Source organism: Chitinophaga sp. RAB17, assembly GCF_052114225.1.
GTDB lineage: Bacteria > Bacteroidota > Bacteroidia > Chitinophagales > Chitinophagaceae > Chitinophaga.
Map to the genome: position 1 here is coordinate 1 of NZ_JBFREI010000001.1, position 23755 is coordinate 23755.

The 23755-nt window shown below is 46.1% G+C and carries 8 protein-coding genes; all 8 read left to right on the forward strand.

Translation table 11 applies throughout. The annotated features are described in order from the left end of the window. On the forward strand, window positions 1-4664 hold a 4664-nt coding region (locus tag AB4Z08_RS00005; protein WP_441571710.1), incomplete at its 5' end, for an amino acid adenylation domain-containing protein. A gap of 10 nt (window positions 4665-4674) precedes the next feature. After that, window positions 4675-5529, forward strand: coding sequence for a 3-hydroxyacyl-CoA dehydrogenase family protein (locus tag AB4Z08_RS00010; RefSeq protein WP_441571711.1), 855 nt, complete (start codon window positions 4675-4677; stop codon window positions 5527-5529). 45 nt (window positions 5530-5574) lie between these two features. Continuing rightward, entirely contained in the window at window positions 5575-5832 is a 258-nt protein-coding gene (locus tag AB4Z08_RS00015; RefSeq protein WP_441571712.1) for an acyl carrier protein, read from the forward strand. Then, the gene (locus AB4Z08_RS00020; protein WP_441571713.1) at window positions 5833-6981 is read left to right on the forward strand and encodes an acyl-CoA dehydrogenase family protein; all 1149 of its coding nucleotides are present in this window, start codon (window positions 5833-5835) and stop codon (window positions 6979-6981) included. Window positions 6982-6990: 9 nt separating this feature from the next. Next, window positions 6991-7959 (forward strand): 3-oxoacyl-[acyl-carrier-protein] synthase III C-terminal domain-containing protein, encoded by a 969-nt coding sequence (locus AB4Z08_RS00025; protein WP_441571714.1) that lies wholly within the window; start codon window positions 6991-6993, stop codon window positions 7957-7959. A gap of 20 nt (window positions 7960-7979) precedes the next feature. Further along, window positions 7980-9050 carry an HAD-IIIC family phosphatase gene (locus AB4Z08_RS00030; RefSeq protein WP_441571715.1) on the forward strand — a complete coding sequence of 357 codons (1071 nt, stop codon included), beginning with the start codon at window positions 7980-7982 and terminating at the stop codon, window positions 9048-9050. Beyond that, window positions 9050-12886 (forward strand): condensation domain-containing protein, encoded by a 3837-nt coding sequence (locus AB4Z08_RS00035; RefSeq protein WP_441571716.1) that lies wholly within the window; start codon window positions 9050-9052, stop codon window positions 12884-12886. Before AB4Z08_RS00030 ends, AB4Z08_RS00035 begins: the two co-directional genes overlap by 1 nt. Window positions 12887-12925: 39 nt before the next feature. Next, on the forward strand, window positions 12926-23719 hold the full coding sequence (locus AB4Z08_RS00040) for an amino acid adenylation domain-containing protein (RefSeq protein WP_441571717.1): 10794 nt from the start codon (window positions 12926-12928) through the stop codon (window positions 23717-23719). The last annotated feature ends 36 nt before the right edge of the window (window positions 23720-23755 follow it).

The following is a 23755-nucleotide window of genomic DNA, read 5'->3' on the forward strand; positions in this document are numbered from 1 at the left end:
ATCAGATCAGCTATATGCTGGAAGATAGCGGCGCCCCGTTATTCATCACACAGGCGACCATTGATCCTGCATTCAACTACGCCGGCACTGTTATTTTCATGGATCAACTGGAAGAAGAAGTCGCCTTCATACCTGTTGACGTGCAGCCGAAGGATCTTGCCTATATCATTTACACTTCCGGATCTACCGGTCAGCCTAAAGGCGTAATGATCGAACACCGGAATGTGGTCAGACTTTTATTCAACGATAAAAACCTGTTCGACTTCTCTGAAAAAGATACCTGGACACTTTTCCATTCCTATTGTTTCGATTTCTCGGTATGGGAAATGTATGGCGCTTTGCTCTATGGCGGCAAGCTGGTCATTGTTCCGAAAATCATTGCACAAAATGCCAATGACTTCTTACAGTTATTACAACAACAACAGGTAACCGTACTTAATCAAACACCTGGCGCTTTCTATCACCTGCTGGCTGCAGCAATGGAGCAACCAGCAGCGGACCTCAGCCTACGCTATGTAATATTCGGAGGCGAAGCACTCAAGCCCGGAAAGCTCAAAGGATGGCCCGAAAAATATCCTGACTGCAAGCTGATTAATATGTATGGCATCACCGAAACAACGGTGCATGTTACGTATAAAGAGATTACACAAAAAGAAATCCATCTCAATACCAGCAATATTGGAAAACCTATCCCGACCCTTTCCTTATTGGTATTGGACAAAGATCAACAGCTGGTGGCACCCGGAGTGGCAGGAGAATTATGTGTGGGTGGTGCAGGACTGGCCAGGGGTTATCTCAACAGAGCAACACTGACCGCTGAACGATTTATTGATCATCCATATATTCCCGGAGAAAAATTATACCGCACCGGTGACCTGGCTAAGATGCTGCCGGCTGGCGATTTTGAGTACCTCGGCAGAATAGATCATCAGGTAAAAATAAGGGGCTTCCGCATAGAGCTGGGAGAAATAGAAAACAAACTGTTGTTACACGATGCCATAAAAGACACGCTGGTAATAGACAGGGAAGATCCTGCCGGCGATAAATACTTATGCGCCTATGTGATCAGTGCCGAAAAGCTAACGGCAGCCGACCTGAGAAAGCACCTCGCGGCTTTTCTTCCAGACTATATGGTTCCTGCCTTCTTTATGGTGATGACCCATTTCCCGCTAACCGGCAACGGAAAAATAGACAGAAAGCAATTACCTGTTCCTGAAGAAACAGACCTGTCTTCCGCCGTTTACGAAGCGCCGGTAACGCCTACGGAAATACAACTGGCGGCGTTATGGATGAAACTATTGAACGTTTCCAGAGTAGGCCTGCATGATCATTTCTTTGAACTGGGAGGCCAGTCGCTGAAAGCTGCGCAGCTGACAGCGCTTATTCACAAACACTTCCAGGTGGAAGTATCTATCCGGCAAATATTTACCACACCACATTTGTCGGATCTGGCAGCACGTATACTGGAGAGTGCACCGTCTTCACACTATGTAATTGAACGGGCCCCGGAACAATCCTGGTATCCGGCGTCTGCTGCTGAAAAAAGATTGTATATACTCAACCAGATAGATGGTCCTGGTATTTCCTACAACATTCCCGCAGTATATGCGATCACCGGAAATCCGGATCAGAAAAAGCTGGTCAATGCTATAAGATTACTGATAAACAGGCACGAAATACTTCGGACTTCCTTTGACATCAGAAAGGGGGAAGTCATTCAGATCATCCACGATGACGTAGTGGTGGATCTACCCCTGCACTATTGTGAAGAAGATGAGCTGGAAGACTTTATCCGCGACTTTATACAGCCTTTCGATCTCTCTCAGGCACCCTTATTCAGAACAAGCCTTGTAAAAACCAGTACCGGTCAATACCATTTCCTGTTCGACCTGCACCACGTGGTAGCAGATGCGGTGGGAATGGATAATTTGCTGAAAGAGCTGGCTGCAGGCTATAGTGGTACAATACTTCCGCCACTGCCTATTCAGACAAGGGATTTTGGGGTATGGCAGAAAAAATGGCTGCAATCATCTGCCGCACTTTCTCAGCAGGCATTCTGGAAATCACAGTTCAGCGCGGCCACCGCTTTACTCAATATGCCCGTTGATTTTGTACGGCCACCTGTAAAATCTTATGAAGGCGAGCTTTTCCGGTTCACCGTGCCGGCGCATATTGCCACCGCTGTGAAGGAAATAAGCAGATCGGGCGGCGCCACCACTTTTATGGTGATGCTCGCGGCTTACAATATCCTGCTTTCCAAATATAGCGGGCAGGAAGATATTATTGTAGGCACTCCGGTTGCCGGCCGCTCAAATGCAGATCTACAGGACCTGATAGGCATGTTTGTGAATACGCTGCCGCTCCGGAATTTCCCTGAAGCCCAAAAACAATTCAGTGATTTTGTCCTGGAAATAAAAGAAAACTCCCTCCGGGCATTCCAGTACCAGGATTATCCATTCGAAGCATTACTGGATGATATGGATATCAAACGTGACATGAGCCGGAACCCACTGTTCGACTACATGTTTACCTACCAGAATGATAACAACCACGAACTGCTGTTCTCAGACCTCTTACTGACGCAGGTGGCCATTCAGCACAATGTCGCCAAAATGGATCTGTCGCTGCAAATCAGTGACGGAGAAGACGGACAATTTGATGCCGGCATAGAATACGCCACCAAACTGTTTTCCAGGCAAACCATTAAGAGACTGGCCGGTCACTATATTCAAATCCTTGAACAGGTATCCGCTGATCCGCTGATCAGGCTGAGAGATATTGACATTACTACCGCCAAAGAAAAAGAGCAGCTGTTGCAATTCAACAACACAACAATGAAGGTGAGCCTGCCCGGAAGCGAAGAAATAAAAGATATCTGTTCCCTGTTTGAAAACAGCGTATCACGTTTCCCGGATGCCATCGCAGTAGCAACTGAAAAATCCTCCATCACTTACCGGGACCTGGGTGAAAAGGTAAACCGTCTGGCAGCGCTGTTAGTCGCCCAAGGTGCCGGCACAGATAAAATAGCAGGTGTATTCATGGATCGCTCTGTGGACATGATAGCGGGCATATTGGCGATTCTTAAAGCCGGTGCCGCCTATCTGCCCATCGATACTGATTATCCTGCTGAGCGGATCAGGTATATGCTGGAAGACAGCAACGCTTTGCTGGTACTTACACAACGGAAATTTGCAGATAGTCTCTCTTTTGCAGACAACAAAATCTTCCTCGATGATCTACCAACAGCTGTGGTTACACCGTTAACCGAAAAGATACACCGTCCTGCCAACAGCCTGGCTTATGTGATCTATACATCAGGCTCCACAGGAAAACCCAAAGGTGTGCAGATCGAGCACCATTCATTTTATAATTCCGTGTTGTCAAATGCAGCCAATTACAACCCAGGCTTCAGCGCAGCAGATGTTTGTTTAAGTCTGAGTAATATTTCGTTTGATGCCAGCATACTGGAAATATTCATTCCACTGGTAAATGGGGCCAGGTTGGTGATTGTGAACAGAGAACATGTATACGATGTTCAATCGCTCACGAATGTAATAGTGAACAGTAATGTTACCTTCTGTTATGTTCCCCCTTCTTTGCTGCCACCGCTTTATAAAGCACTTAAAAGTCATGCACCCATCTCACTGAATAAGCTATTTGTGGGCGTGGAACCTATAAAAGATACAATGCTGCAGCAGTACATTTCACTGAATGAAAACATGCAGATCATTAACGGCTACGGCCCTACGGAAGCAGCCATTGCCTGCTCCTGGTACGGGTTTAAACCAGGGAATCCCAAAGGCATCAATATACCGATCGGTAAGCCGATTTATAATGCCCGGATTTATATCGTGAATAACGATATGCAACTCGTGCCCATAGGTGTGCCCGGGGAATTGTGTATTGCGGGAACAGGGCTGGCCAGAGGCTATCTGAATAATCCGGTGCTGACAGCGGAAAAGTTTGTGGACAATCCATTTGAACCAGGTAAAAAGCTGTACAAAACGGGAGACCTTGCCAAATGGCTGCCTGATGGCAATATCGCTTTCATTGGCAGAAAAGATCACCAGGTGAAGATCCGCGGATTCCGGATCGAACTGGGTGAAATAGAGAGTAAGCTGATGACACATCCTGATATTAAACAGGCATTGGTCATAGATAAAACAGATCACAGCGGTAATAAATTCCTCTGCGCTTATGTGGTAAGCACCACCGCACCGGATCATGCCGTATTACGGGCGCACCTCTCTACAGAGCTTCCCGCTTACATGATGCCGGCATTTTTCATTACCCTGGAAAAATTCCCGCTAACCAGCAGTGAAAAGATCGACAGAAAAGCCCTTCCTGAGCCTGATATCGCCCGGAAAATGCCCGGCACCGATGTAGTACCACCCGAAGACGCTGCAGAAGAAAAGATGCTGGAAATATGGACCGCTGTGCTCGAAACAGATAATATCAGTACTACGGATAACTTTTTTGAAATCGGAGGCAACAGTCTTAAGATCATCCATATGCTCGGACTCATACAGGAATCATTTGGCAATCCTTTAAAAGTCAGTGACCTCTTCGATAAACCGACTATCAAAGAACAGGCTGCTATTATTTCCATGCACCTGAATAAAGTTTCCAGGCAAACATCTAAAACAAAAAGAGTAGAATTCTAAATCAATTATCATGACAACAATCAAGCAGATCGCCGTAATAGGCGCCGGCATTATGGGACAGGGTGTTGCCTATCAGTTTGCAAAATATGATTACGATATTACGCTGACTGATATTTCAGAAGAAGCACTGGCAAAAGCCAAAAAGGAAATCCGCAACATTGAACGGCTGGACAAAATGCTGCATAAGTCGGCCGCCACTGTGAATGTATTGGATAAAATAACCTTTACCACTGATCTGGGTGCAGTAGCTGCCGCAGATTTCATCATAGAGAATATAACAGAAAACATTTCTCTCAAAGAAAATCTGTATCAACAACTAAAAAATATAGTGAGTGATCACGCCTTGTTAGCCGTAAACACTTCTGCGGTATCGGTAACAAGACTGGCTGCTTTCTTAAAAAATCCGCAACAGGTAATGGGCATCCATTTCATGAACCCGGTTCACCTGAAGCCAACTGTGGAAGTTATCAGGGGGCATCATACTACGCCGGCCACCATTGAGGCCACCCAGGCATTATTGCACACCGTAAAAATGACGGGGGTAGTGGTAAACGACATGCCCGGATTTATCTCCAACCGCGTATTGATGCTGACCATCAATGAAGCCATTTTTGCCCTGCAGGATGGCGTAGCCACTATTCCTGACATTGATAAAATATTCAAAGAATGTTTTGGTCATAAAATGGGTCCACTCGAAACAGCCGACCTGATTGGGCTGGATACTATTCTTTATACGCTGGATGTACTCCTCGCCAGTTATAACGATTCTAAGTTCCGGCCCGCTCCCCTGTTGAGAAAAATGGTCGATGCAGGACTGCATGGCAGAAAAAGCAAAGAAGGATTTTACAAATACGACCTGAACTAAACGAACAGGCGTTTCAAATTATATCACTCATAAAATTACAACAACATGGACGTTACCACACAAGCAGGCATTAAAGCAACCATAAGGGAATTTCTTCAGCAACGTGTTGGACAGGAAATCAGCTTCTCTGAAACAGACGATGTTTTTACACTGGGCCTTACTTCTTTATTCGCATTGGAGTTAGTCGTGTTCCTGGAAAAAACTTTCGATATCACCGTAGAGAATGAAGACCTGGATCTGCAAAATTTCAACACGGTCAATCACCTCGAAGCATTTATTCTAAAAAAGAAAGGACAGCTATAGATGAACCTGGAATTAACAGTTACTCAACAAGCGCTCAAAGAAGAGTTCAGCCACTTTGTAGAAGCGGAACTGCAGCCTTATGCCAACGACTACGACAAACAGGGAGCCATCCCGATGGCACTGATTCAGAAGTTGGGTGCACAGGGCTACCTGGGCGCCACCATTCCCACACATTATGGTGGCAGGGGCATGGACCAGCTATCTTACGGATTGCTGAATGAAGAAATAGGCAAAGCCTGTTCCTCTACCCGCAGCCTGATAACCGTTCATTCCTCCTTAACAGCGGAAACGTTATTACGGTGCGGTAGCAAGGCGCAAAAAGAAAAGTGGCTGCCTCTGCTGGCAACAGGCAATAAACTGGCTGCTTTCGGTCTTTCTGAGCCAACAGCAGGCAGTGATACGACCAGCATCAAAACATCTTACCTGGAAACGGAGGATGGCTATCTGCTGAATGGCGTAAAGAAGTGGATCACTTTTGCGCAGATAGCAGACCTGCTCGTTATCATTGCCACCGGAGAACAAGGCATTACCGCATTCCTGGTAGAACGTAACACGCCCGGGCTCACCATACAGCCTATAGACGGCATCCTGGGAACCAGGGCGTCTATGCTCGGGGAAATACATTTAAAGGATTGCCTCGTGCCCGCAGAAAACATATTGGGTAAGAAAGGCTGGGGACTCCCACAGGTAGTCAACACCGCTTTGGACAATGGCAGATACAGCGTTGCCTGCGGGTCTTTGGGTATTGCCCGGGCCTGCCTGGAAGACAGTATCCATTATGCCAAAAATCGTGTTCAGTTTGGGCAGCTGTTAAAAGATCATCAGCTGATCAAGCAAAAGATTACCAATATGGTAACAGAAGTAAAGGCTGCCACGCTGCTGTGCAGAAATGCTGGTTACCTGCGGGATAAAAAAGATCCCAACAGCATTATACAAACGTCCATAGCTAAATACTACGCTTCCCGGATCGCCAACACTATTGCCGGTGATGCCGTGCAATTACATGGTGCGCTGGGATGCCACGACAGTATGTCTGTTCAACGATATTTCCGTGATGCCAAAGTCATGGAGATCATCGAAGGCACTACGGAAATACAACAGATATTGATTGCAGATCACAGCATCGCCAGTTTAAGTTCTATTTTATAATTCAGTATTATGATAGGCATTCAGTCCATAAAAACATATACCCCCGGCACGCCGGTATCTATTCACAGCCTGCAGGAGAAAGCCACATTCGATGAAAACGAATTATCCTACTTTTCTACCTGTGGCATTGATACCGTGTACGATTCCGGTAACATCAGCAGCTATGAGCTGGCCAAAGGAGCCACTGAAAAACTGTTGCAGGAAACCGGCACCGCTGCAGCTGATATAGACATGATCATTTATGTGCAGAGCAGGATGCCGGAACACTTTATCAGTTCGGAAGCCACCCGACTGCAACATGAAATAAAAGCAGACAACGCCCTCAGCTTTGCCATCACCAACCTGGGATGCGCCGATAGTTCTATGGCATTGAAGCTGGCCAAAGATTTCCTGGTGGCCAACAGAAAAGCGAATCATGTACTCATCTGCTATGGTAACAAACTGTTTTCCCAATACCGCTTCCGGAACCCGGTGACCATTATGGGCGACGGCGGTGTAGCAGCATTGATCAGCAAAACAGCCGATCATAAAATTGCGGATATCAGTATTCAGACAAATGGCAAGTACTGGGATCTGTTCAAGCTGGAATACAAAAATAAAAGCGCTGATCAGTATAAAGAAGCATGTAGTGATACCCGGAAATATGGATTTGAACTGGCCATCGAAAGCAAAAACCGGTTTAAGGAAATCAATGATGCCCTACTAAAAAGCAATCAACTGGTGAAAGAAGATATCCATCATTTTTTACTGCAGAATATTTCTTCACGCGCCTACGAATATTATCAGTCGGCTTTTGACATCCGGATCTCCCCTATCTGCGCCATCAATCTTGCGCAGTACGGACACCTGGGAGCCGGCGATATTTTTCTCAATTACCAGACAGGCACCGAATCGGGCATTTTCCAGAAAGGGGAGAAAGTCCTGATCATGAATAACAGCCCCGTAGCGGCATGGAGCTCCATACTCATTGAAGTGTAAACAACAATAACTAAAGCATTATGAGAAACACCGTTAACCATATTGAAAATATTCTCCCGAAAAAAAATCAAAAAAAAACCATCAAGTGCGTGGTATGGGATCTCGACCATACCATGTGGCACGGCATACTTTTGGAAAATGATGAGCTGACGTTAAGGAAAGATATCCCGGAGATCCTGGCTACACTCGACAGCTGGGGCATTATCAATTCCATTGCCAGCAAAAATAATTATGACGATGCCATCACAAAACTGGAGACCTTTGGTATCCGGCAATATTTTCTGTACCCCCAAATTAGCTGGGACCTGAAATCCAACTCCCTCCAAAAAATAAAAGAAAAACTGAATATCGGCATGGATAGCATCATTTTTATAGATGACCAGCCTTTTGAACGCGATGAAGTAGCCTTTGTTCACGAACAGGTTACCTGTTTGGATGTGGATAGCATAGAACAGCTGCTTCAGATGTGTAAACCCCGCTTCATTACTCCTGAATCATCGCTGAGAAGAAAAATGTACCTGGACGATGATATACGGAACCAGGAAGAACAGGAAATCGGTAACAACAAACAATTCCTGGAATCCCTGCAACTCACATTTGCCATCGCACCGGCTACTATAGATGATTTACAACGGGTGGAAGAACTTACTTTACGCACCAATCAATTAAATGCTACCGGCTATTCCTATTCATATGAAGAGCTGGAAGCCCTGGTAGCCTCTCCCGATCATCATCTTTTTGTGGCGGAGTTAACTGATAAATATGGCTCCTACGGAAAAATAGGCGTCGCTATGGTAGCGTGCAACAATAATACCTGGACACTGAAACTGCTACTCATGTCCTGCAGGGTAATGTCCCGCGGCGTGGGGGGTGTATTGCTGAACTATGTTATCAATCTGGCGAAGAAAAACGGCTGCATCCTGCAGGCCGAATTTCTGCCTACAGACAGAAACCGGGTGATGTATATCACCTATAAATTTGCCGGTTTCACTGAAGCCGGCAAGCTGGATAATGGTGGCATTTTGTTAGCCCATCCGGCCAATGCGATCGTTGATTACCCCGACTATATTCACCTTTCAATTGCTGAATAATGAAAGATATTGCCATCATAGGAATGGCGGGAAGATTTCCCGAAGCCAACAACATATTGGAGCTACGCCGTAACCTGGTAGCTGGTCGCGACAGTGTCAGGGATTTTTCCGTAGCAAGAAAATCGGCGACCACCATGGCGCCAGGAAAAAATTTCATGGGCATTGGTTTTATGGAAGATGTTGACAAATTCGACTATAAATTTTTCAACATTTCCAAAGGAGAAGCCGAGTATATGGATCCTCATCAGCGTTTACTGATGGAGGTAGTGTATGAAACAATAGAGAGCGCGGGGTATAATCCCGATTCGCTCCATGATACGGATACCGCCGTTTTTATTGGCGATACGGAACAGGAATACTCCCGGCTGGCAGATCATTTCGATCCTACCATTATAACGGGCAATACCAACGCTACCACCGCCGGCAGAATCTCCCGTTTCTTCCATTTCAGGGGCAATGCTGCCATGCTGGATACCGCCTGTTCCTCTTCCCTGCTGGCCGTACATATGGCCTGCAATGAACTGCTCATTGGCGACGCCAGCTATGCGCTGGCTGCCGGGGTGCGCCTAATCCTGTTCCCAGCGGAAAAAAGTGACAGCACAGACCTCGGCATTATGTCCGCCGATGGAAAAACAAGGAGCTTTTCTGCCAATGCAGGAGGCGCCGGAGCAGGCGAAGCAATAGGATGTGTTTTACTAAAACGGTTGGATAAAGCACTGGCAGATAACGATATTATTTATGCTGTTATTAAAGGCAGTGCTGCCAACCAGGACGCGCAACTATCGGGTAGTCTCACTGCACCCAGCAGCCAGGCCCAGTCAGAAGTCATCAAAAAAACATGGGAAAAAGGAAAGATCGATCCCATGACCGTTTCCTATATTGAAGCACATGGCAGTGGCACCAAGCTCGGAGATCCTATCGAAATTGCCGGTATCGATCTCGCGTTTAAAGGTATCACGGATGATAAACATTTCTGCGCCGTTTCTGCCGTTAAAAGCAACATAGGACACACCGGTGGCGCTGCAGGTATCTCCGGGCTGATAAAGGCAGTACTTTCACTTCAGCATAAAGAGTTGTACCCTTCCATCCATTTTGATCAGCCTAACCCCTTCATCGATTTTAAACATTCGGTGACCTATGTAAACAACRCATTTAAAACCTGGGATGCTCCCTTTCCCAGAAGAGCTGGCGTCAGCTCTTTTGGTCTCAGCGGTACCAACTGTCATGTACTATTGGAAGAAGCACCGGTGATAGCAAAGAACCAGGATACGCCAGGAACCTTCCTCTTCAACTTCTCGGCCAAGTCAGCTAACAGTCTGCAACAATATATCAACAGTTTCACCAGCTACCTCGCACAGCCGGATAGCGCGCCTCTGGCAGATATCAGCTTCACCTTAAACAGTGGCCGTAAGCATTATCAGCACCGGGTTTCTGTGACGGCGTCCACTAAAGAAGAATTAATACAACAACTCCATAACAGTAACGTCAGCAACGCAAAAGAAGCGGTAAAAAAAGTAATTTTCCTTTTCTCCGGAGATGCCCCCGTCAGCGATGCATTACTAAAAAAGATCACGGACAGTCAACCCGGACTGTGTAAATATGTGGCAGCATGCGCTGAACATTATACCGTTGCCAATGCCGCCATTAACCGCTTTGTATTACAATATGCCCTGTACCGGTTTGCAGAAGAAAAAGGCATGATCATCACCCACCTGCTCGGAATAGGAACGGGCGACCTGGTAGTGGCAGTGGCACTCAACGAAATGTCCCTGGAAGAAGCCATCGGGCAATGTACTTCAGAAGAAAGTACTGTTCCCGATCTGACGCAAAAGTTGGTGGCACTCGTAGAAAGAGAAACAGCAGAAAACCGGGTGCTGTTCGTAGAACTGGGACCAGCCGGATGTTTATCGCGCGGCTTACAACAGCTGCATTATCCGGATAAAGAATTCCTTTATCATGTTGCTACAGTGGAAACATCCCCGCTTGACATCATCCAATCATTATACAGCCAGCAATTTCCCATCGACTGGGAAAAGTATTATGCCGGATCCGATCATAGAAAAGTAAATCTGCCTGCCTACCATTTTGAAAAAATGCGTTGCTGGCTGAAAGAAATAATACCTGCAGCGGATTATACTGCTGCTGGTTTAAAAGAAGAGAACACCGCTCCCATTGCTGTCAGCGAACCCGAAACATCACCGGAAACATTATCAGCCATTGTTCCCGATAACTGGTCGGAGACAGAAAAGAAAATTGCCGCCATCTGGATAACTGTTTTAAAACTGGAAGAGCTTTCCCTGGATGATGACTTCTTCAGACTGGGAGGTCACTCTTTACTGGCCACCAAAGTAATATCTACCATAGAAAAAGAATTTGGTATAAAACTGATCTTCAAGGACATTTTCACTTTTGCCACCGTCAGGTCATTGGCAAAAGGCGTGGATGGATTATTGGCCGATGGCACGCAGCAGGGAAGTTACCGCGCCATACAACCGGCAGTGGCACAGGAATATTACCCGCTTTCGGAAGCACAGCGGCGCTTATGGCTGATACAGCAGGCTAATGAAAATACGCTGGCTTACAACCTGCCCTCCGCCCTGCTGATAGAAGGTACCCCGGATGTGCAGAAACTGGAGGCCGTATTTAATACCCTCTGTAACCGACATGAAAGTTTACGCACCAGCTTTCACGAAAGAAATGCAAAGCCGGTACAGATAGTTCATCCGGAAATAACTTTTTCCTTACAGCAGATCACCCACAGCAACGATCCGGAAACAGTGTGGAACAGCTTTCTGCAACCTTTCAACCTGACGCAGGCCCCACTTTTCAGAGCCGGCCTCGCTACACTGGCGCCCAATAAATACCTGCTGCTGTTCGACATGCATCACATTGTATCCGATGGTGTATCCATGAGCGTATTCATTGATGAACTGGTGAAGTTATATCATGGAGAAACACTGTCTCCATTAAAAATCCAATACAAGGATTTTGTGGTGTGGCAGCAACAGTTGTTTGATAATGGTACACTGTTGCAGCAGGAAAACTTCTGGTTACAACAATTTGCCGACGGCCTGCCCATACTGCAATTACCAACTGACAAACCAAGACCAGCTTCGCAATCCTTTACCGGCGACAACCTCCGCTTTGAACTTTCTGCCGCACAGGTACAAGGTATCCAGGCGTTGGCATCAACTACCGGTACCACACCATTCATGGTACTGCTGGCTGTTTATAATGTACTGCTGCATAAATATACAGGTCAGGAAGATATCATCATAGGGTCTCCTATTGCCGGCCGTTCGCATAATGACCTGGAAAACGTGGTGGGCATGTTTGTAAATACACTCGTGCTGAGAAACCAACCCGCCAGTCATAAAACTTTTACCGGGTTACTCGAAGCAGTAAAAGAAAATTCGCTCAACGCCTATGAGCACCAGGACTACCCTTTCGCCTTATTGGTGGAGAAATTGAACGCAAAAAAAGATCCGTCCCGCAACCCGCTGTTCGATGTAGTATTTGTGCTCCAGAATATAGAGATCCCCGCCATACAACTGGGTAGTGATCTGACCATTTCTGGTTACCCAATGCAAACCGGCACGGCCCAGTTTGACCTGGTGATGGAGATCAATGAACAACCCGGCAGCTGGCCGGTGAAACTGGAATACAACACGGCCCTCTTCGAAGAAGAAACAATACTGCTGATGAAAGAACGTATCCTGGCGCTGCTGGATAATATCCTGGCTAATCCTGCGCGTACCATCGGCGAATGCTCCTTCAGAATTGCAGCGGAAACAATCCATGCGCCTAACAACCTGGATTTTGCTTTTAATTTTTAATTGGATTACTGAAAATTTCAAATAAAAAATATTACTGCCATGAACAAGGCCCTTCAACATAAAATTGCAACTGATTACTGGCTGGACAAAACCGGAAGGCTGGAACTATCAGAAATAACTGCCACTACCACGAATCCCGCTAAGTCCGGTCGCCTCTCCCGGTCGTTTTTGCTCGATGATACCGTGGCAACAACGCTCAGGAAAATATGTAACGACCAGGACGCTGCCATCTATGCTTTCTTTTCCGTTGCTATATACATCTTCATCCACAAATACACCGCAGCAGAAGAGATACTGATGGCAGGTCCAGCCCCCAAACTACCCGGGGAAGAGCCCACCACCGCTCCCTTATTTTTAGCCACTGCTATCCATAACGACAGCACCATCAGGCAGCTGCTGCAAGCCTTCCAGGAAGAGCTGAAAGAAGCTTACCGTCATAAAGACTATTCCTTTGAGAAATTTTCAGAGAAATATGATACGCTGGTTGGGCCAACAGAATACCTCTTTAACTATGCTTTTTCATATCTGCCATTAACCGGCGCAAATGAATACCAGGAAGCGTCTAAACTATCTTTTACTATTGATAGAACAACAGCGTCTTTTAACCTGTCTGTTCAACATACCCATCATTATGCGTCCTGGTTTGTTGCGCAGATGGGAGCACATTTACAACATATACTTCACTTTATTGTCAACAATCCATCTGCCAGGGTAGCAGCAGTGCCACTTTTATCAGCTGCAGAAAAACAGCTGTTAACCGAAAAGTTTAATGATAACATGATTGACTTTCCGGAAAAAGATCTGACCATCCTTGCATTATTTGAAAAACAGGCGCAGCGGCATCCCGAACAAGTGGCTGTTGAGTTTGCGGGCAGGCAGGTCACCTATCATACACTGCAGCAACGGGCGTTGGAACTGGCCATACAGCTGAAGGCAAAAGGAATTGGTGCAAGAGATGTAGTAGCGCTGGTTTGCGACCGGTCGGAACATATGATTACCGGCATGTTGGGGATTTTAAAAGCTGGTGCCGCCTACCTGCCTGTAGATGCTGATTTCCCGGATGAACGTATTCAGTATATTCTGAAAGACAGTTCCGCAAAACTGATCCTCACCACTAAAAATGTGTTAATCGAAAAACAGGAATATTTTAAGCAGGATCCACAACCCGTATTATTGCTGGATGAAATTACAGGTCATGGCAACCTCGTTGATCTCTCCACCAGCAACGACCCCGGTGATCCCGCCTATATCATATACACCTCTGGTTCTACCGGTCAACCAAAAGGAATTGTGGTAAAGCAAAGTGGCGTTACCAATTTCGTGCTGGCCTATAAATGTGTTTTCGAAAAAGGCTTCAATACCACCGATCGCGTATTGGCGCTTTCAAATATTTCCTTTGATGCCAGTATAGCAGAAATATTTGTGGCACTGACCAGTGGGTCTACACTTGTGGTACTGGATAAAACAAGACTATTTGATGCTGCCCGCCTGGCGACCTTCCTGGTCAACGAAAACATCAGCTACGCCTACGTACCACCCGTGTTGCTGAAGGACCTTTATACCCATCTGCAGGAGCAGACCACACCTATTCCCCTGAGGAAGATGTTTGTGGGAGTGGAGCCTATCAAAGATACCCTGCTGTATGATTACGCTACGTTAATACCGGAACTGGACATCATTAACGCTTACGGACCTACGGAAACAACCGTTATTTCCAGTGTACTGCGCTACAAAGCAATTCCTCCTACAGGTGAAAATGTTTCTATCGGGCAGCCAATCCCCAACTACCGCATCTACATCCTCAATGATGAGCAGGAGTTGTTGCCGGTAGGCGTACCCGGTGAAATATGCGTGGCAGGCCCCGGCGTAACACAGGGTTATCTGAACAATGAAGAACTGACTGCCGCCAAATTCGTAGCTGATCCTTATCATAAAGGGCAGCAAATGTACCGTTCCGGTGACCTGGCCAAATGGACGCCGGAAGGCAATATTGTGTTTATTGGCAGAAAAGATAACCAGGTTAAGATCCGAGGCTACAGGATAGAGCTGGAAGAAATAGCCGCTGCCTTACAAAGCCACCCTGCAATAAAGGAAGCGGTTGTAAGCGCCTTCGAAGACGAGATGGAAGCCAAATATCTATGTGCCCATATCGTGCCCTCCGCCGATATCGCGATTGCGGATATCGTCACATACTTATCCCTCCGGCTGCCGGCGTATATGATCCCTTCCAGGTTTATGATGCTGGACAAAATGCCCGTTACCAGCAATGGAAAAACAGACCGGCGCAAATTGCCACGACCTGAAAATGAACAACGGGTACTGGGCAAAGAAGATGAACCGACTACCCCACTGGAAGAAAAACTGGTAGCTATCTGGAAAGAAATTTTAAATACCACACAAATAGGTGTAAACGATAACTTCTTCGCCTTAGGCGGCCATTCCTTAAAGGCTGCCAAGCTGATTACGGTTATACTACAGGATCTTCAGGTAGAAGTACCACTGCGGCAGGTATTCTCCAGCGGCACTATCAAACAGCTGGCTACCTATATACAACAGGCCGGCAAGGCAGTACAGTTTGACATTCCTATTGCTCCGCCCTCTCCTGCCTACCCTGCCTCTTTTGCACAACAGGGCATATACCTGAGCTACCTGCTGAATAAGGCGGCAACCAACTACAACATGCCTACCGTATTCCGCGTGGAAGGGCAGATAGATATCGCAAAACTGGAAACCGCACTTAAAACGGTCATCAAACGACAAGCTGTACTAAGAACCGGCTTCAGTTTTTCAGAAGAACACATCATGCAGCATGTCACTGAAAACGTTTCTTTTGAAATTCCTGTTAAACAGGATACGGATCCGCACATACACCAGTATGTGACCAATTTTGTACAACCCTTTGATTTGAGTAAACCACCGTTGTTGCGGGCTTTGTTTATTGAGAAAGATACAGCATCCGGTCTCCTGCTGATGGACATGCACCATATTATTTCCGATGGCATATCCATGAATATTTTTATGCAGGAGCTCATGGCGGCTTATCATTCTGACCCATTGCCTCCGCTGAAAATTCAATATAAAGACTACGCTGCCTGGCTGGCTGCCTACAGTAAAACCAAAGCCTTTGATGATAACAAACAATACTGGCTTGAAACATTTACCAACCGGCAGATAGCACTGGACCTGCCACTGGATTATCCGCGCTCCAATGATAAAAACCTCGAAGGCGGTCTTCATTTCGCTCCTATCGACCAGGAAACAGCTTCCAGGCTGAAGCAGATCGTCAATACAGAAGGAAGTACCATTTTCCTGCTTACAATGGCCGCATATCACCTGCTACTGGCAACTTATACCGGCCAAAAGAATATCATTGTGGGTACTGCAGTAGCTGGCCGCGTGCATCGCGACCTCGACCCGATGATCGGTATGTTTGTAAATACCCTGCCCATCAGGTGCGCGGTGGATATGCAGCAGCCATTTACACAATTAATGGAACAGCTGAGAGATACTTTCTTTTCCGCCCTGGATCATCAGCTGTACCCGATGGAAGAACTGGTGGAAGAACTGCAACTGGTAAGAGATGTAAACAAAAATCCGCTGTTCGATACCATGTTCGGCTATCACAGCATAGAAATGCAGTCCTGGGCCAACGGCAACCTGTCTTTAACCCCGTTGCCAATGGACATGAAAGAGGCCAGTGTAAAGTTCGACCTGTCAGCATCTATCCTGGAAGCCAATGGAGAAATGCAGGTGCTTTTCAACTACTCAAAAAGTTTGTTTAAAACGTCTACCATCGAAAAAATGGCGGCGCATTACCTCACCATCCTGAAAACAGTAGCCTCCACTCCTTCTGTACGGCTGGATGCCATTGATCTCAACAGAGATGGTGACGGCGAAAATTCGTTTTCTTACGAAAACAAACAACAGCTGTTCCAATACCTGGGTATAGATGAAAACACTTACGAAGCAGCTTATCCGCTTAACACTACCCAACGGGATATTTACTTCACCTGCATAATAAACCCGGAAGGATTTACCCTCCGGCCGCTGGCGTATTTTGAGATAGAAGAAGAGATAACAGTACCACTATGGGAAGAAGCCATCAAAACAGTTACCCGGCAGGAAGATAGCCTGCGTTCTACCGTCATCACAAAGGATGCGGAAGTTTTCCAGGGCGTGAGAAAAGAGATGATTCCCCCCTTCCGCTATGCTGATATCAGTGGAGAAGTAAAAGATGCCGAAGATATTTATCCGTTGATAAAAAAATATTGCGATGAAAACCAGGACATCCACCAACCGCATTTTAAACACTACCTCTTCAGGATCGGCCACGATCATTATGTGACAGCCGTAAGTGCGCATCATATTTTCACTGATGGCACCTCCTTCAAATTGTTGATTGAAAAAATTGACAAAGCTTATCATTTGCTGAAGGAAGGAAAAGTCAGTGAAGAAACGCACATCCCATATGGACACGATGTTTTTGATCACCTGGCCCGGTTTGATACGCCCGCCATCGAAAATTTCTGGCGCCGGCAATTATCGGAGGTACAGCCATTATCTTACTCCGGCACATTGCCTGGAAGAAATGCCATCGTTGCGGATGTACTCACCATCGCCGGCGAAGAGGCTTCCCGCGTGATCAGCTATGGCAAAGAACATGGTATAAAACCACATATATTCTTTAAGGCCATCTTTACACTGCTGGCAAAATACTACTGTAACGCCGATCATGATTTCTGTATCAGAGAAAATATAGCCGGACGCAGCAGACAGCAAATGGATACACTGGGAGTGTATTCGCACGTTTTCCCATTGCTCATAACACAGCAATCCTTTAACGAAACAACCTCCTTCGATGAATTCTGCGCCTACCTGCAACAACAGAAAAGAGACGCGAATCCTTACCGGCACATTTCCCTGGCACTGCAAAACCATATCATCGGAGATGAGCCATTATCCTTCTTCTACAACTATCAGCATTTTGTAAACCCCGATACCAAAACCAGGATGGGTACCCTAAAACGGGTGTACAACATTCTTGATAACCATGTGGAACTGAGGGTGCTGGAGCAGGAAACATCTTTTGAATTAAAGATCGATTATGACGAAAAAATATTTAACGGAGAAAATTACCTGAGCCGGGTACATCATATACTCCAACAGGTACTGACGCAAAATAAACCACTGCGGGAACTACAGTTTGTAATAGCATCCGAGTTGGAACAGCTCAGCACTTTTGGATATAACCCCGGCGCTAAAGCAGAAAAAAATATCCTCGAACTATTTGACGTACATGTAAAAGAAAAGCCGGAGCATATCGCGATCGTTTTCAAAGAGAAAAACATCACCTATGCAGAACTGGATCGTTTATCCGGTAACATAGCCGCTCATTTACAGGCATCAGGCGCCCAAACGGAAGATATCATTGGTATTATGGTAGAACGTTCAGAGTGGATGGTGGTGAGTATGCTGGGGGTATTAAAAGCAGGAGCTGCTTATCTTCCCGTTGATCCGGAATATCCATTGGACAGGATTGAATACCTGTTAAGCGATAGTAACGCTAAAATGATGCTGACCGATGCCGCCGGAAAAAGTACTTACCCATCAGGGATACTGATCGAAGAAATCGCGCAACAATCTGCCATTCCTGTAAAAAAAGCCATCAGCCCCACACAGCTGGCCTATGTGATCTACACTTCCGGTACTACCGGCAGGCCGAAGGGAGTAATGGTGGAACACAAAGCGTTAAGCAATATTGCGGAGGCCTGGCGCGTAGCCTATGAGCTGGATACATTCGAAGTTCGTATGCTCCAAATGGCCAGTTTCTCTTTTGATGTATTTACCGGCGATGTGGTGCGCACCATCACCAATGGCGACTGCATGATTATCTGTCCTTCTGAAACACGCCTGGATCCTAAATCGCTGTATGACCTGCTATCATCACATCAGATCAACTTCTTCGAGTCTACTCCGGCCCTGATAGCCCCCCTGATGGATTACACGCATGAGCATCAAAAGGATATCAGCTTCTTAAGATTGTTAATACTTGGTTCAGATACCTGCCTGCTAACCTACTTCAGGAAGCTGATGGAGAGATATGCTCCCGGCATCAGGGTGCTCAACAGCTATGGCGTTACAGAAACATGTGTTGATTCCGGCTTCTACGAAACTTCGCTGGAATTACTGCCTGCTACCGGTAACACGCCCATTGGTAAACCGCTGTTAAACTATACCTATCATGTTTGTAATACCTCGCATCAGTTAGTTCCCGCAGGATTACCAGGCGAACTATGGATAGGAGGCCACAGCGTGGCAAGAGGCTACCTGAACAGACCAGACATCACCGCCGAAAAATTTATTACCAACCCACACACCGGTGAACGGGTATACAAAACAGGCGATATCGTACGCTGGCTCCCCGATGGTAATATTGAATTTTTAGGAAGAAAAGATGACCAGGTAAAAGTACGGGGATACAGAATAGAATTACAGGAAATTGAAAGTATCCTTTTGCGCGAGCCACAGGTAAAAGAAGTGGTGGTTACCGTATTCGGTCAGGAAAATGAAAAAGAACTGGTGTGTTGGTATGCCAGTCAATCCGGAGAAGAACTAAGCGGTTTGAAAGATGCTTTAAAACAGCAACTCCCTGACTATATGGTGCCGGCTCATTTTATTTTACTGGAACATCTTCCGGTAACGCCTAACGGCAAAATTGATAAAAAGGCACTGCAGGATCCGCTGAAATATATAGATAGTCGCCGCATCATTACAGAAGCCCCGGCCACCGAAACGGAAAGCACCTTGCTTGCTATCTGGCAGGATATTTTAAAGAGAAACAACATTGGCGTACTTGATCATTTCTTCGAGTTGGGTGGTCAGTCCCTGAGAGCGATGGTACTGGTTTCGCGGATACAGAAAACCTTTGCGGTAGATATCTCTTTAAAAGATATTTTCCTATATCCTACTATCCGCTCGCTGGCCAACCAGGTGAACAATTCCTTATCCAGCCGTTTTGTGTCTATTCCCAGGATTAGCCCGCAAGCACACTACCCGCTCTCTTCTGCCCAGAAAAGGGTGTTTGTAATTAATCACTTCAGAGGAGCGGAAATCAGTCATAATATGTGGAACGGTTGCTGGATAGAAGGTGACCTCGACGTACCAGGACTGGAAAAGGCTTTTCAGTCATTAATCAACAGGCATGAAACCTTACGTACTTCTTTCTCCATGGTAAACGGAGAACCAGTGCAGATTATACACGACAAAATTGATTTTCATTTAAAACATACCCAGGGTAAAGAAGAGGATGCTCCTGCCGAGGTAGCCACCTTCATCCGGAAATTTGAACTGGGCGAAGCGCCGCTCCTCCGGGCAGCCATATATGAAGTGAGCCGGGACAAATACCTGTTGCTGTTCGACATGCATCATATCATTGGTGATGAAGTGTCGATGGGAACATTTCTCCGGGAACTATGGGAAACATATGATGGCGCCACATTACCGGAACCTGCTGTTCAATACAAGGACTACGTAGCCTGGCAGCAATCCCTGTCTGCTACGGGTGTTATTTCGCGGCAAAAGCAATACTGGATGCAGCAGTTTGAAGGTGAATTGCCGGTGATGGAATTGCCTTTCGACTTCCCTAGGCCATTGTCACAAACATTCGAAGGCAGTGATTATTCCTTTAAAGTCGATGAGGCCACAGCCGCCCGGGCACTTCAGTTTGCCAGCGAAAAAGGCGTTACCCTCAATATGCTGCTGCTGGCGGTATATAATATTCTCCTGTCAAAATATACTTCACTGGAAGATATCACCGTAGGCACACCGGTGGCTGGACGCACGCATGCCGACCTGGAGCCCGTGATTGGCATGTTTGTGAACACACTCGCCATCCGGAGTTATCCTGCAGCAGAGAAAATATTTGAACAGTTTCTGGAAGAAATAAAAATGACGGCGCTTTCTGCCTACGAAAACCAGGACTACCCATTTGAAGAATTAGTGGAAGCACTGCAGCTCAAAAGGGATCCAAGCCGTACGCCACTATTTGATACACTGTTCCAGTTTATCAGCAAACAAAACAGCGAAGAAAACTATACGCTGAAATTTGCTCCCTTCCCTTTAAATATCAGTGTGGCTAAGTTTGACCTTACCTTCCTGGCCGTGCAGAACGGGGAGGATATTGACTTCGTGCTGAACTATAATAAAGGGCTGTTTGAAGCAGCTTCTATTCAAAGGCTGGCCAAACATTTCTATAATATCCTTGTACAGATTATAGACCAGCCGGCCATTCCATTACAGCAGATTTCTTTGTTAGATGAAGAAGAAATCCAGGTGCTCAAAGCATTTGGAGGCAGCCCTGAGAAAAATGTGCCGGCCGTAACCATACCCGAGGTATGGTACGAACAGGCTTTACAACAAAAAACACAAACAGCGGTCACCAGCAGCAATGGCAGCTTAACTTTTGAAGAGCTGGATCAGCAATCCACCGCACTCGCCATTTATTTACAGGAAGTGTACAACGTGCAGCCGGGAGATAAAATAGCTTTAATGCTCCAAAGAACCCTGGATATGCCCGTCACTTTGCTCGCTATCCTGAAAACCGGCGCGGCGTACGTGCCTGTGGATTCACATTTCCCGGCACAACGCATTGAGTACATACTTGGCAACAGCGGATGCAATATGATCGTTGCAGACAAAGATTTTAATTTCTCATTGCCCGTATTTAATATTTATGCCGAACGGCAGCCAACACTGCAACAGGAACTGAAAGAGATATCCATCACTCCTGCTGACCTGGCCTACATCATCTATACTTCCGGTTCTACAGGTGTTCCCAAAGGAGCTATGCTGGAGCATGGAAATGTAACGGGCTTCACGAGGAATTTCGGACCTGTTTATGGCATTGTACCTGGCGATAAAATTCTGGCTATCAGCAACATCACTTTTGATCTTTCTGTGCTGGAAATATTATGCAGTCTGCTTTCCGGCGTATGTGTGCTGCTCGCCAATGATGAGGAAATAAATGATTTCCCAAAAATCGAAGCGATGATCCGGGAACACCAGGTAAACGTATTACAGATGACACCTTCCCGTTTTTCTTTATTCCTCCAAACAGTGGGTCTGGGGATCATAGGAGGTATCAAAACAGTCATTACCGGGGGTGAGCCTGTGCCGGTAGAGCTGCTCAATGCGCTGAGGCGGCATAAAAACACCCGTATATTTACCAGTTGCGGTCCCACTGAAACATGTATCTACAGCACTACTGATGAGGTAAAAGATAATAAGATCACCATTGGAAAGCCACTATTAAATGAACAGATCCTCATTATAGGCAACCATGGACAAATGCAACCGATCAATGTGGTAGGAGAAATATATGTGGCAGGATCAGGGGTTGGAAGAGGCTATTGCAACCAGGAAGCGCTGACCAATGAAAAATATTTCCGTGATGAAAAACTATCTTCCGAAAGAATTTATAAATCAGGAGATATAGGAAGATGGCTGGCAGATGGTCGTATCGAATGTCTTGGACGGAAAGACACCCAGATAAAACTACGGGGCTACCGCATTGAACTGGGCGAAATTGAAAATGCAATCGGCAAAATGGAGGGCATTGGCATGACAGCTGCCATTGTCACCAATATCAAAGGAGAAAAACAAATCGCTGCCTTTTATGAATCTGACAGGGAATACGGTTATTCTACTATCCGTACCTTCCTGGCTGATCGCCTGCCCAGCTATATGTTGCCGCTTTTCTGCATTTACGTGCCGAAGATGCCGCTGACCACCAATGGCAAAATAGATAAAAAAGCGTTGGAACAACTGGCACAGCAACAGGAAGCCGCAGACAAACCTTTCGAAGAACCAGTAGGGCCCCTTCAAAAAACGCTGGCCGCCATCTGGAGCGAGGTACTCCGTATCGACCGCATTGGCACCACCGATAATTTCTTTGAAATAGGTGGTAACTCCATCCGGTTAATCCAGGTATTGAACAGGATTAAAAAAGAACTGGAGATCAACATTCCATTAACCACCGCATTTACCTACCCTACCATTAAAGCGCTGGCAGATAAAATAAAAATGCTCAGCGAATTCGGCAGCGTATCCGCGGAAGAATTTTACTCCGTGGTAAATGCAGGAAAACCACAAACGATCTTTTGCTTCCCTCCTGCTATCGGCTACTCTTTCATTTACACCGCGCTCGCAGAGTATTTCCCCAATCACAGCATCTGTTGTTTTCATTTCCATGAACATGAAGACAGATTGGAGCAATACATGGCCGTGATGAATGAAATGCAGCCAGACCTGCCATTGATACTGATGGGTTATTCTGCCGGAGGTAATTTTGCTTTCGAATTGGCGAAAGAACTGGAAGCAAAAGGAAGAGAAGTCGCTGATGTTATTCTTATAGATAGCTTCAAACGCTGGGCGCCGAAGGAAAAAACGCCGGAAGAAATAGAAGCCACCGTTCAGGCTTATTATGACATTGTAGACTGGTCCATATTTTCAGTAGACCCGGATTACCTGGAAACACTGAAGAAAAATACCATGAGTAAAATTGCCGGCTATTGTAAATATATGAATGGCAAAACAGATCCTGGTACCATCAATGCCCGGATACATATTGTAAAATCCAAACAGGAATGGAGTACTCCGGAAACAAACCGTGACTGGGAAGAAAGTACCACCAATGGTTTTCATATTCACCAGGGTGAAGGCTTACATCCTGAAATGTTTAACCCGGAGTATTTGTCGCACAATGCCGGTCTTATTTACAACATCACCCAACAGGTAAGCAGCCAACATTTAGTGCAGCAACCTTCGTTTAGTTAATATTCATATGGCGGGGGTTAAGCCCCCGCCATTACT